At 65.0% G+C, this 11,537-nt stretch carries 10 protein-coding genes and 1 tRNA gene; 10 read left to right on the top strand and 1 reads right to left on the bottom strand.

Annotated features, from left to right (window positions below; all coding sequences use genetic code 11):
- Positions 1-102: 102 nt before the first annotated feature.
- The 8 genes from L1081_RS17235 (at position 103) to L1081_RS17200 (ending at position 7,959) form a co-directional block, all read left to right on the top strand.
- Positions 103-705, top strand: coding sequence for a LemA family protein (locus tag L1081_RS17235; protein ID WP_489413266.1), 603 nt, complete (start codon positions 103-105; stop codon positions 703-705).
- Positions 706-846: 141 nt separating this feature from the next.
- A complete protein-coding gene (rsmB, locus tag L1081_RS17230; RefSeq protein ID WP_489413265.1) occupies positions 847-2,175 on the top strand; it encodes a 16S rRNA (cytosine(967)-C(5))-methyltransferase RsmB in 1,329 nt (442 codons plus the stop codon).
- Positions 2,156-2,803, top strand: a complete 648-nt coding sequence (locus L1081_RS17225; RefSeq protein ID WP_489413264.1) for a DUF4390 domain-containing protein — start codon at positions 2,156-2,158, stop codon at positions 2,801-2,803. Before rsmB ends, L1081_RS17225 begins: the two co-directional genes overlap by 20 nt.
- Complete coding sequence (locus L1081_RS17220; RefSeq protein WP_489413263.1) at positions 2,800-5,130, top strand: ATP-binding protein; 2,331 nt, start codon at positions 2,800-2,802, stop codon at positions 5,128-5,130. The genes L1081_RS17225 and L1081_RS17220 overlap by 4 nt, the downstream gene beginning before the upstream one ends.
- A gap of 91 nt (positions 5,131-5,221) precedes the next feature.
- Positions 5,222-5,923, top strand: coding sequence for a response regulator (locus L1081_RS17215; RefSeq protein WP_012745757.1), 702 nt, complete (start codon positions 5,222-5,224; stop codon positions 5,921-5,923).
- A gap of 18 nt (positions 5,924-5,941) precedes the next feature.
- Positions 5,942-6,017: transfer RNA gene (locus L1081_RS17210), tRNA-Phe, on the top strand.
- Between the two features lie 172 nt (positions 6,018-6,189).
- Positions 6,190-7,605 (top strand): phage integrase central domain-containing protein, encoded by a 1,416-nt coding sequence (locus L1081_RS17205; protein ID WP_489413262.1) that lies wholly within the window; start codon positions 6,190-6,192, stop codon positions 7,603-7,605.
- A 90-nt stretch (positions 7,606-7,695) separates the two neighbouring features.
- Positions 7,696-7,959 (top strand): hypothetical protein, encoded by a 264-nt coding sequence (locus L1081_RS17200; RefSeq protein ID WP_489413261.1) that lies wholly within the window; start codon positions 7,696-7,698, stop codon positions 7,957-7,959.
- A gap of 57 nt (positions 7,960-8,016) precedes the next feature.
- Here the strand turns inward: L1081_RS17200 and L1081_RS17195 are convergent, their stop codons facing one another.
- Positions 8,017-8,430, bottom strand: a complete 414-nt coding sequence (locus L1081_RS17195) for a DNA mismatch endonuclease Vsr (protein ID WP_489416807.1) — start codon at positions 8,428-8,430, stop codon at positions 8,017-8,019.
- Here L1081_RS17195 and L1081_RS17190 point away from each other — a divergent pair.
- Positions 8,412-9,851 carry a DNA (cytosine-5-)-methyltransferase gene (locus L1081_RS17190; protein WP_489413260.1) on the top strand — a complete coding sequence of 480 codons (1,440 nt, stop codon included), beginning with the start codon at positions 8,412-8,414 and terminating at the stop codon, positions 9,849-9,851. The two genes, L1081_RS17195 and L1081_RS17190, sit on opposite strands and share 19 nt — an antisense overlap.
- 6 nt (positions 9,852-9,857) lie before the next feature.
- Positions 9,858-10,970: a hypothetical protein gene (locus L1081_RS17185; protein ID WP_489413259.1), complete on the top strand. Its 1,113-nt coding sequence runs from the start codon at positions 9,858-9,860 to the stop codon at positions 10,968-10,970.
- Positions 10,971-11,537 lie beyond the last annotated feature (567 nt).

Genomic DNA, 11,537 nt, shown 5'->3' with positions numbered 1-11,537 from the left:
CTGGTTAGCATCACCGGCCATGACCGGTATCCGACGCCCCCCGACCGCCCCCGGTTGGGGGGCGTTTTTCTTTGAGTTGTCTATTGCGAAGCGTTTTTGCCGATGAGCGTGTTGCCCGATTCGATGGTCGGCTGGATCGTCATTGCCGTGCTCCTGTTCTGGTTCGTGGGCGCATACAACCGGCTCGTGCGGCTGCGCGCTGCCGTGCTCCAGGCCTATGCCACGCTCGACGCGGCCCTTCGGAAGCAGCTGGATTTCGTCCAGACCAGCATCACGGCCGCGCTGCCGGAAAAGGATGCGTCCAGTCATTCGTCGGCCGTGGCGCCGCTGCAGGCCGCCACCACCCAGCTTGCGACCCTGCTGGGCGCCACCCGGCTACATCCGCTCGACCCCGGCGCCATGGCCGCACTGGCCACGGCGCTGCAGGTGCTGATCACGGCCTGGCAGCGCCAGCACCCGGACGCGGTGACGGTCTTCGAGGCGGACGGAACGCTCTCGCGGCCGGCGCCGCTGCTGCCGGCCGGTGCGGGTGCGGCCTCCGGCACACTCGAACCCATGGCCTGGCCCGAGCCTTCGGCCGCGGCGGAAATCGCACGCAGCCAATTCAACCTGGCGGTGGGGCAGTACAACGCCGCCATCGTCCAGTTTCCGGCGCTCCTGGTGGCATGGATGGTGCGTTTGCGTCCGGCCGCGCCGTTGCTTTGAAGCCGACCCGACGCCGGCGTTGCATTTTTTCTCCGTACGCTCGCGGGGCGCCGCACCTGCGGCGCGCCCGTTGACGCCCATTACCATCGCCCCAACTTGTCAGAACTATCTTCCGATCATTCCGCCGGCACCGCGCCGCCGATGCAACCTCCGCTGTGGCGCCAGCTGCAGCTGACCGCGGCGGCGCTCGCGTCGATCCGCGCCGGCAGCTCGGGCACCGTCGCGTTCGAAACCGTCGAGCCCGCCATGCGCCCCGGCGTGCAGGCGCTCGGCTTCCAGGTGCTGCGCTGGCTCGGCCGCGCCGAGGCCCTGCGCCGCCACCTGGCCAAGCGCACGCCGCCGCCGCTGCCCGACGCGCTCCTGTGCACCGCATTGGCGCTGGCCTGGGATGCGCAGCACGCGCCCTACGAGCCCTTCACGCTGGTCGACCAGGCCGTCGAGGCGGCCAAGCGCAATCCCGCCACGCGCGCGCAGGCGAGCTTCATCAACGCCTGCCTGCGCCGCTTCCTGCGCGAGCGCGACGAGCTCGTGGCCGCGACGGACCATGAGCCGGTCGCGCAATGGAACCATCCGCGCTGGTGGATCGAGCGGCTCAAGCGCGACCACCCGCGCGACTGGCAGCGGGTGCTCGCCGCCGACAACGCGCAGCCGCCGATGACACTGCGCGTCAACCTGCGCAAGACCACCGTGGCTTCCTATCAGCTGGCGCTCCAGGCGGTGGGCCTCGAGGCTGTCCGGGTGGGGGAGGCGGGCCTGCAGCTGGCGCGTGCGCGCCCGGTGCAGCAGCTGCCCGGTTTTGCCGACGGCGAATGCTCGGTGCAGGATGCCGCCGCGCAGCTGGCCGCGCCGTTGCTGCTCGAGGGCCTGCTGTCCGCGGCCGGGGCCGCGCCGCTGCGCGTGCTCGATGCCTGCGCCGCCCCCGGCGGCAAGACCGCGCACCTGCTGGAGTTTGCCGGCCCGGCGGCCGTCGAGGTGACGGCGCTCGAGGTCGATGCCGCCCGCAGCCGCCGCATCGACGAAACCCTGGGCCGGCTCGGCCTGTCCGCCAAGGTGGTGGTGGCCGACGCCGCGCGGCCGTCCGCCTGGTGGGATGGCACGCCATTCGACGCCATCCTGCTCGATGCGCCGTGCACCGCCTCGGGCATCGTCCGGCGCCATCCCGACGTGCGCTGGCTGCGCCGCGAGAGCGACACCGCCCAGCTGGCGGTCCAGCAGGCGGCGCTGCTCGCGGCCCTCTGGCCCCTGGTCCGGCCCGGCGGCCGGCTGCTCTACTGCACCTGTTCCGTATTCCGGGAAGAGGGCTCGCAACAAATCGATGCGTTCCTTGCGCACAACACCGACGCCCGATTGGGGGCATCGCCGGGCCATTTGCTTCCCCAAAGCGGGGCGAATGCCCGCGCCGTCCCGGACAATCCCTCAGGTGACCACGACGGCTTCTTCTACGCCCTGCTTGAAAAACGTCCGCGCTGAGGCCCGCAGGCGGCGCATTCTGACGCCGCTGGCCGGGCTCCTGCTGGCCTGGGCATTGCTGCTGACCTGCCTGCTCCCGATTGCGGTGGCGCAGGGGCGCGTCGTGCCATCGGTCACCCAGATGCGGCTGGAGCAGGCCGACGATGGCGTCTATCTCACTGCGGCCGTGCAGTTCGAGCTGCCGTCGCTGGTCGAGGAGGTGCTCGACAAGGGCATTGCCATCTACTTCGTGGCCGAGGCCGAGGTCTTCCAGGAGCGCTGGTACTGGACCGACCGCAAGGTGGCGCAGGTCACGCGCCACATGCGCCTGGCCTACCAGCCGCTCACGCGCCGCTGGCGGCTCAACGTGTCGCCGGTGCCCATCACCGGCACCGCGGGATTCGGCGTTTCGCTGAACCAGAACTTCGACAGCCTTGCCGACGCCATGGACGCCGTCAAGCGCGTCGGCCGGCTGCGGCTGGGCGACGCGGCCGAGGTGGGCGACGAGCCGCTGCACCAGGTCGTGTTCCGCTTCCGGCTCGACACCTCGCAGCTGCCGCGGCCGTTCCAGATCGGCGTGGTCGGCCAGGCCGACTGGAACATCGTGGCCGAGCGCAGCGCCAAGCTCGCGCTGGAGAAGCAGCGGTGAGCAACAAGCCGCGCAGCGGCGCAGCGGCCACGCCCGCCGCACGCCGCTCGCGCGCGGTCCGCTGGGCCGTGGGCGTGGGCGCCGCGCTGGTCACGGCCATCGGCCTGGTGCTGATGTTCCTGCTGGCCCAGGCCACCAACAACCGCGCGCTGTACGAGCGCTACTACGTGCGCCTGTTCGGCATCAACGTGGTGGTGGCGGTGCTGCTGGTGCTGGTGATCGGCTGGGTCGCCTTCAGGCTGCTGCGGCGGCTGCGCCAGGGCAAGTTCGGCAGCCGCCTGCTCATCAAGCTCGCGGCCATCTTCGCGCTGGTGGGCGTGGTCCCGGGCGCGCTGGTCTATGTGGTGTCCTACCAGTTCGTCGCGCGTTCGATCGAAAGCTGGTTCGACGTCAAGGTGGAGGGCGCGCTCGACGCCGGCCTGAACCTCGGCCGCGCCACGCTCGATTCGCTCGCGGACGACCTGGCCGCCAAGACGCGCGTGGCCAGCGCCCAGCTGGTGCAGGTGCCCGATGCGAGCGCCGGCCTTGTCCTCGAGCGCATCCGCGACCAGCTCCAGGCCAGCGACGTGGTGCTCTGGACCGGCACCGGCCAGCTGGTGGCCGGCGCCGGCGCCTCGCGCTTCCAGCTCAACCCCGAGCGGCCGACCACCCAGCAGCTGCGGCAGGTGCGCGCCGACCGCGCCATCGCCCACATCGAGGGCCTGGACGAAACCGCGGCACCGGGCGCCAGCCTGCCGCCTGCCAGCGTGCGCGCCCTCGCGATGGTGCAGCGACCGGGCTTCGACTTCGACACGGCGCCGCGCTTCCTGCAGGTGACGCAGCCGCTGCCGCCCGCGGTGGTGGCCAACGCGCTCGCCGTGCAGGAGGCCAACCGCGAATACCAGGAGCGGGCCCTGGCCCGCGAGGGCCTGCGGCGCATGTACATCGGCACCCTCACGCTGAGCCTTTTCCTGGCCGTGTTCGGCGCCGTGCTGCTGGCGGTGCTGTTCGGCAACCAGCTCGCGCGGCCGCTGCTCGTGCTGGCGGACGGCGTGCGCCAGGTGGCCGGCGGCGACCTGCGGCCGACCGCCGTGCTGCAGGGCAAGGACGAGCTGGGCGGCCTCACGCGCTCCTTCGCCGTCATGACCCAGCAACTGGCCGATGCCCGCGGCGCCGTCGAAAAGACCATGGGCCAGCTCGACGCCGCCCGCGCCAACCTGCAGACCATTCTGGACAACCTGACCTCCGGCGTGATCGTGCTCGACGCCAAGGGCACCATCCTTTCCACCAACCCCGGCGCCACCCGCGTGCTGCGCGCGCCCCTGGCCGCCTACGAGGGCATGCCGCTCGCCCAGGTGCCTGGCCTGGCCGACTTCGGCAACAGCGTGCAGCAGCAGTTCGACGAATTCCAGGTCGAGCGACTGCAGCACGGCCTGGACCACTGGCAGCACGCCTTCGAGCTGCATGCCAGCGGCATCGACCTGCCGCAGCAGGACAGCGCCATCAACATCGTGGCGCGCGGCGCGGAGCTGCCGGGGGCCGCGCGGCTGCTGGTGTTCGACGACATCTCCGAAATCGTCTCCGCTCAGCGCGCCCAGGCCTGGGGCGAAGTGGCGCGCCGGCTGGCCCACGAGATCAAGAACCCGCTCACGCCCATCCAGCTCTCGGCCGAGCGGCTCGAGATGAAGCTCTCGGGCAAGGTCGCGCCGCCCGAGCAGGCCGTGCTCGTCAAGTCGGTCAAGACCATCGTCGACCAGGTCGACGCCATGAAGCGGCTGGTCAACGAATTCCGCGACTACGCCCGCCTGCCCGCGGCCGACCTGAAGCCGGTCGATCTCAACGCGCTGCTGGCCGACGTGCTCCAGCTCTACAGCGCCGAGAACGCGCCCATCGCGCTGCGCTCCGAGCTCGACGAACGCTGCCCGCCCATCCGCGGCGACGCCCAGCAGATCCGCCAGGTCATCCACAACCTGCTGCAGAACGCCCAGGACGCCGCCGAGGCCGCCGCCAGCACCACTGGCCGCGCCGGCGAGGTCGTCATCCGCACCCGCCTGGGCGATTCGGGCCAGCGCGTGCGCCTCACCGTGCAGGACAGCGGGCCGGGCTTTGCCGAGAACATTCTCAAGCGCGCCTTCGAACCCTACGTCACCACGAAAACAAAAGGTACAGGTTTGGGGCTGGCCGTGGTCAAGAAGATCGCGGACGAGCACGGCGCCCGCATCGAGCTTTCCAACCGCGTTGTCGATGGGGCTGTAGCAGGGGCGCAAGTCTCGCTATCATTCGCGCTGGCAGGCGAGCCGCAAACAGCGGTCGCTCACACCGAAGATCCGAAGTCTTCCGCCGCCTGAGCGTGAAAGAAACCCGTCGCGCGCAGACGATGGGGCGGCTGGCGGACCCTACACACATTGCAGATACCGGCGCATACAACAAGCAGCACTCATGGCAAACATTCTCGTGGTCGATGACGAGCTGGGCATTAGGGACCTGCTCTTCGAAATTCTCAATGACGAAGGCCACAACGTGGAGTTGGCGGAAAACGCGGCCGAGGCACGCGCAGCGCGGCAGCGCGCACGGCCCGACCTCGTGCTGCTCGACATCTGGATGCCCGACACCGACGGCGTCACGCTGCTCAAGGAATGGTCCACCGCCGGCCTCTTGAGCATGCCCGTCATCATGATGAGCGGCCACGCCACCATCGACACCGCCGTCGACGCCACCCGCATCGGCGCCTTCGCGTTCCTCGAGAAGCCCATCACGCTGCAGAAGCTCCTGAAGGCCGTGGAGCAGGGCCTCGCGCGCGAGAACGCCAGGCGCGCGGCAGCCGGCGTGGTGCCCCCGGCCCCGGGCATCAACCCCTCGGCCGCCATCACCACCACCGGCGACAGCCTGCTGCTGGCCTCGCTCGCCTCCGTGCCGGTGCCCGACGCCGGCCCGCAGTCGACCCAGAGCTTCGACCTCGACCGCCCGCTGCGCGACGCGCGCGACGGTTTCGAGAAGGCCTACTTCGAATTCCACCTGGCCATGGAGAACGGCTCGATGACTCGCGTGGCCGAGAAGACCGGGCTGGAACGCACCCATCTCTACCGCAAGCTCAAACAACTTGGCGTCGATCTTTCGAGAGGGCGCAGAAGCGCTGTATAATTTAAGGCTGCACACCAAGGCCCGGTAGCTCAGTTGGTAGAGCAGCGGATTGAAAATCCGCGTGTCGGTGGTTCGATTCCGCCCCAGGCCACCATTTTTCTTTCTCGGTAGATCCCAAGACAGCTAAAAAGCCCTTGTACATCAAGGACTTAGCCTCAAAAAGGCGGCTCAAGCGGCATCACCGAACCTCACAAAGTCCCGTTCTTGCGCGTACCCCACGGTGTACCCCAGACTGCTTTTCAATCGCAGTCGATTTTGGGTACACCATGGGGCAACTCAACGAGCTTCAGATCAAGGCGGCAGCGCTGCGGGACAAGGAATATTTGCTGGCGGACGGCGACGGTCTCTACCTTCGCGTGCGCCCGACCGGCAAGGCGTGGGTTTATCGCTACAAGCGGCATGGCAAGGAGGCCAAGCTCAGCATCGGGCACTACCCGGTCGTGACGCTTGCGGCTGCGCGCAGGAAGGCGCGTGCCGAAGCCGAGAAGCGCGCCGAGGGTGTCGATCCCCGCGAGGCACGGCGGGTGGAGGAAGAACGCGATCGCGTTGCGCGCCTCAATACCTTTGAACGGACCGCCCGTGCATGGCATGCGCAGGCGCGGAAGGATCGCGAATGGTCCGCCGGCTACGCCGAGAAGGTGATGCGTCACCTGGAGCTGCACATCTTTCCGTGGATCGGTGCGCTGGCCATGGAGGCCATCTTGCCGACCGAGGTGGTCCGATGCCTTCACCGCATCAAGGAGCGCGGCAATCTGGAGACGGCGCAGCGCGTGCGCGAAGCGGTGCAGCATGTGTTCCAGTACGCCGTCGATGTGGGCGCGCTGGATCCGGCCAGGAACTTCGTGAACAGCCGCACGGCTGGCCTGCCGCCACCTCGCACGCGCCACTATGCAGCCATCACGGACCCGCAGAAGCTCGGCCAGTTGCTTCGGGACATACGTGCCTACAACGGCAACGTCATCACACGCGCGGCCCTGCAACTCTCGCCCTTGCTGTTCCAGCGGCCGGGTCAACTCCGGTTGGCGCACTGGGAAGATGTGGATCTCGATCAGGCGCTGTGGCGTTGCCCGCCCGAGAAGATGAAGCTGCGGGAATGGAAGAAGCGCGATGTACGCACGCCGGCGCATCTGGTGCCGCTGCCGACGCAGGCGGTCGAAATCCTGCGTGACATCCACCCGCTGACCGGTCCGAGCGGGCCGATCTTCCGCAGCATGTCGAAGCGCTCCGAGAAGACGCGCTACATGAGCGACAACACCATCAACAGCGCGCTGCGCACGTTGGGGTATGACACAAAGGAACAGATCACAGGCCACGGGTTCCGCGCCACGGCCCGGACCCTGATTCGCGAGCTGTTGGGATCGGACCGTGAGGTGATCGAGCGGCACCTGGCGCATGGTTCCGATGAGGAACTGGGTAGCGCCTATGACCGCGCCACTTTCCTGAATCAGCGGCGCAAGATGATCCAGTTGTGGGCGGATCTGCTCGATGACCTGGCCGCGAACAAGGCGTTGGCGATGCCTTCTTGCACGGGGTTCGCGACAGCAAGGGGGAGCGGGATGAGCGTGGAGGCTGGCCCTCTTGCCGGTGCGTTGCCCACGTTGACGCCCGATGCCGAGAGCCGTGTTGACCGGTTGCTGTGGCACACCTCCGGCGAAATTCAATCGGACGAGATTAAGTCGTAAGTCCCTTCTTCAAGGCAAGCGCTGCGACTTGGCCAAGCGGATCCGGGTGCGCATCGTCGAGATGCTCGATTCCTGAATCAGCGGCGCAAGATGATCCAGTTTTGGGCGGATCTGCTCGATGACTTGGCGGCGGGCAAACCGTTGGCGACGCGGTATTGCACCGAGTTCGCGACAGCAGAAGGGGACGAGATGAGGGTGGCAGGGGCGGGCTCTCTTGCCGGTACGCTGCGCATCTTGATTCGACAGGAATCGCAGGTATGTAAAAAATCCGCATGGATACTGGATTTTTTGGGCTGGCGGAAAAAAAGATGCCGACAAAAGTACCGTCAAACTTCAATGCATGGCTCAGTCTGATGCGCTGTCCGGCCCATCAACGCACCTATGAGAGCAATGCTTCGCAGTGAGCGAGAGCTACAAGTGAAGCGATCGGACCCGCATGCCGCGATAAGGGTCCTCCTTGGCCAAAGCGCGGAGCAAGCGTACGGCCACATGCTCTGGCCGCAGCTGCAGCTCATGCTCCCATATCCGCATTACGCGCCATCCAGCGCGGCGCAGATTGGCGGCAACCCTTTTATCCCGGGCGCGGTTGCCCTCTATCTTTTCGGTCCAATAGGACTCGTTTGACGTTGGGGCGCGGAAGCAAGTAGGGCACCCGTGCCAAAAGCATCCGTCCACGAAGACCAGCAGGCGCTCTGCCCGAAACGTGAAATCGGGCTTACCGATCAGCGGTTGATTTCGGCGCCAGCCGGTAATTCGGTGCTGCCTCATCAACTCGATGAGTCGTAGTTCAGTTTTAGCGTTACCGGATGACCGGATACGCCCCATCACCTCGGAACGCTTTTCAATGCTCCAAATGTCCGCCATGCGAGCCCCCAGCCCCTCTTGTAGTAGGGGCAGCTTGTGATCTAATGCTGTGTATGCATCCAGTTCGGCCTCTGACCATAGTTGACCTATTCGCTGGTGCTGGAGGCATATCTGAGGGGTTCAGACAGGCCGGGTTTCGGCCAATAGCCGCAAGCGACATCGATCCCGACGCTTGTGCAACCTATGCCCTCAACTTCCCAGATGCCAAGGTCGTCCATGGGGATCTCCGCAACAAGCGCGTGGCCGCAGAATTGCTGGAAGCAAGTCGGGGAGTGGACGTCGTGGTGGGCGGCCCCCCGTGCCAAGCATTTTCGCAGATGCGCAACCATGTGCGACTCATTGACGACCCGCGGAACAGCCTCTACAAGGAATTCGTTCGCCTCGTGTCAAAGGTGGTCCCATCGGCCTTCCTGATGGAAAATGTCACAGGCATTGACCAGATGGGCTTCAGGGAGCAGATCGTCGGGGATCTGGAGTTAGGGGGCAAGTACGTCGTAATGCCCCAAGTCATTGATGCTGCAGATGTCGGGACGCCCCAGACGCGGAAGCGCCTGATTTTCATCGGGGTCCTGAGGTCACTTGGTATCTCGCCGCCGATAGTCACCCAAGGGGGCGCCACGCGAGCCCTCGCGTTGCAAAGGGTAATTCGGAGGGGCAAGTGTAGGTATGAGCTTGCCGCTGACGACGATCTAGCCGCCCGTTGGTTACAGCGACTGGCGGACCCTCAAGACCTTTCGGTTGTCACGGCAGAGCAGGCCCTTAGCGACTTGTTGCCATTGAAGGCGGGCAATCGAATCGATGTACTCCCCTACGATCGCATGCTTCCGGTGCAGTCGGCTTACCAGCGATTTATGCGCGAAGGCGCTGGCGATGCACTTGCCAATGTCCAAGTTCCTAGGATGCTTGAGGACACTGCGCAACGACTGCAAGCCATCCCACCGGGAGGGAACCATCGAGACTTGCCCGAAACGCTAACCCAACGAAACCTTTCTGGTCAGAAGTGGGGGCAAGAAAATGGTACCGGCTTGCTGTCGCGGAAACATTTCTATGCCTACCGGAGGCTTCATCCCGACATGTGGTCGTGGACGCTCAACACCAAAGCCGACAGCGTCTATCACTACCGGCACATCCGAGCGCTATCGGTGCGTGAATTTGCCCGAATTCACTCCTTCCCCGATAAGTTTGTCTTCACTACGGACTCTCGTTCTGGTCCATTGCTGGGGCGGCACGATGGGGGGCCTGCGCATTCACGCTATCGACAGATCGGCAACGCTGTCCCGCCACTCCTTGCCCGAGCATGTGCAGTTGCAATTTTGGAGGCGGTGTTCACTTCTGCGGACTCTGCGCTTCCTGAATCGGCTCGATTGCGCCAAGCTGCTTGACCCACGATGCCAAATGAAACCTCGGCTTCAGCCGAAGAACTCAACTCCAGAGAAAGCGGCGCCATTGTCGAAGCGCCATTAGTTAAAGCGGCGTTCGGTGCCGCCAACCGAAACCGACTGATCGACCTTTTCCTAACGGACGCCACTGCTGACGAGCCTTGGAAGGCCGTTTACAAACTCATCCTGTGGGTGGATAAGACCACCGGTTTGGCGCACTGTTACGAGAGCGACAAATGCCAGCCCGGAAAGCCGTGGCACGTTCGAGCCTTGAGGTTCCACGACTGGCTGACAACCGCGTGTGGAGCAAGCCCCACCACGCTCGGCGAGCAACTCGATTGGCTCTTTAGGCACGTTTCCGACGACTACGCCCGTTTCATGGTCAATAGGTACCGTCAGTTGCTGGTGAAAGCCGAACTGCAACGTGCGCCTTACACCGGACGCGACTTCCCTGAACCCGGCGATGATCCTGGCATCGTAGCGACCATACGGGAGGTGTTGGGCCCCCATCTCGCATCAGAGCCGACCCACGAACAATGGCGCCAGCTGACTGGCCGTGTCCGGGATCTGATCACGTTGGAAAACAAGCGAAAAAACATTGTCGGGGAGGGGTTCGAAGATGTCCTCGGCGCGGTTGTGCGGCGCAGCGCTCCACAGGGAACTTTACAGGTACACGCGCGGCGCTTGCTGTATGAAATTCCCGGTTTCGCAAACCGCCGAAACGACGAGAAGCCAACGAAGGTTGACCTCTCGATTGTTCGCCCTGCCGACGGAAGACGCACCCTTGTCACTGCTAAATGGAGCACCCGGGCTGATCGCGAGGAGCAATTTAGGGCAGATTTCACCAAGTACCTAAATGCCCAATCCGAGAATGGCATCTTCGACTACGTGCTTGTCACCAACGAGTTTGATCCTGCGCGACTGAAGCGGGCTTGCGAACTGAACTCAGGCAACAACCTAATGCTCACCAAGGTAGTCCACATCTGCCCTGCCGCGCTGAGAGCGGTATACGGTAATCAGCCGCCGGAGCCGACGATGGCTCAAGTACTCGGGTACATCGACTCCGGACGCATCTTGGGGCTCGACGACTGGATTGCGAGCCTATCGCCCGCCACCGAGTAAACCGCGGCGCCCGGCACTAGGCGCCCAATCCGCCAATTCCGCCTAACTCCCGGTTTTTGCCAATTTGGCATTGCTGCCCTTCAGTTCGGCGGCGACAGGCGTGCGGCGCATCGGCTTCGATAGAGGGCTGTCCGCCCCGAGGCTGTAGCAAACCTAGGTGCTGTTCGATCTCTGAATGGTGGCAGTGCTGTAATCGGCACACTGCCCCGACCGGACGAGCTTTTGTGCGTTTGAAGAAGCTGGGGCGCGCCTGAGGGCCTCCTTGCACCCCAAGCGAGAGACACATCCCCGTATCATCGCGGCATGAATCCCTCTGAGCGCTCTGTATATACCCCGCTAGATTTCAACCAGTGGCGAGCGACACGCTCTCATTGACCCCCAAATTTCAGCGGCGAGGTGTCTGGAAGACCGCAGCCCGATCATTTTTCATTGACACGCTGCTGCGCAGCATGCCGATTCCACTAATTTATATCCGCCAGAAACAATCATCGCGTCGCGACAAAGTGATTCGCGAAGTTACTCATTCAATGCGCCGGTCGGTCACGAAGCTACGATGCGCGCACTGAC

The sequence above is a fragment of the Variovorax sp. MSC1_012 genome, from assembly GCF_023667525.1.
GTDB classification, from domain to species: Bacteria; Pseudomonadota; Gammaproteobacteria; order Burkholderiales; family Burkholderiaceae_C; genus Variovorax; species Variovorax beijingensis_B.
Note: the sequence above shows the minus strand (reverse complement) of the source record. Positions and strands in the feature narration are given on the sequence as shown.

Coding starts and splice junctions, on each gene's coding strand:
- L1081_RS17200 (WP_489413261.1), top strand. CDS start 7,696: ATGATCCAGTTTTGGGCGGATCTGCTCGATGACTTGGCGGCGGGCAAA.
- L1081_RS17190 (WP_489413260.1), top strand. CDS start 8,412: ATGACCGGATACGCCCCATCACCTCGGAACGCTTTTCAATGCTCCAAA.
- L1081_RS17215 (WP_012745757.1), top strand. CDS start 5,222: ATGGCAAACATTCTCGTGGTCGATGACGAGCTGGGCATTAGGGACCTG.
- L1081_RS17205 (WP_489413262.1), top strand. CDS start 6,190: ATGGGGCAACTCAACGAGCTTCAGATCAAGGCGGCAGCGCTGCGGGAC.
- L1081_RS17195 (WP_489416807.1), bottom strand. CDS start 8,430: ATGGGGCGTATCCGGTCATCCGGTAACGCTAAAACTGAACTACGACTC.
- rsmB (WP_489413265.1), top strand. CDS start 847: ATGCAACCTCCGCTGTGGCGCCAGCTGCAGCTGACCGCGGCGGCGCTC.
- L1081_RS17235 (WP_489413266.1), top strand. CDS start 103: ATGAGCGTGTTGCCCGATTCGATGGTCGGCTGGATCGTCATTGCCGTG.
- L1081_RS17185 (WP_489413259.1), top strand. CDS start 9,858: ATGCCAAATGAAACCTCGGCTTCAGCCGAAGAACTCAACTCCAGAGAA.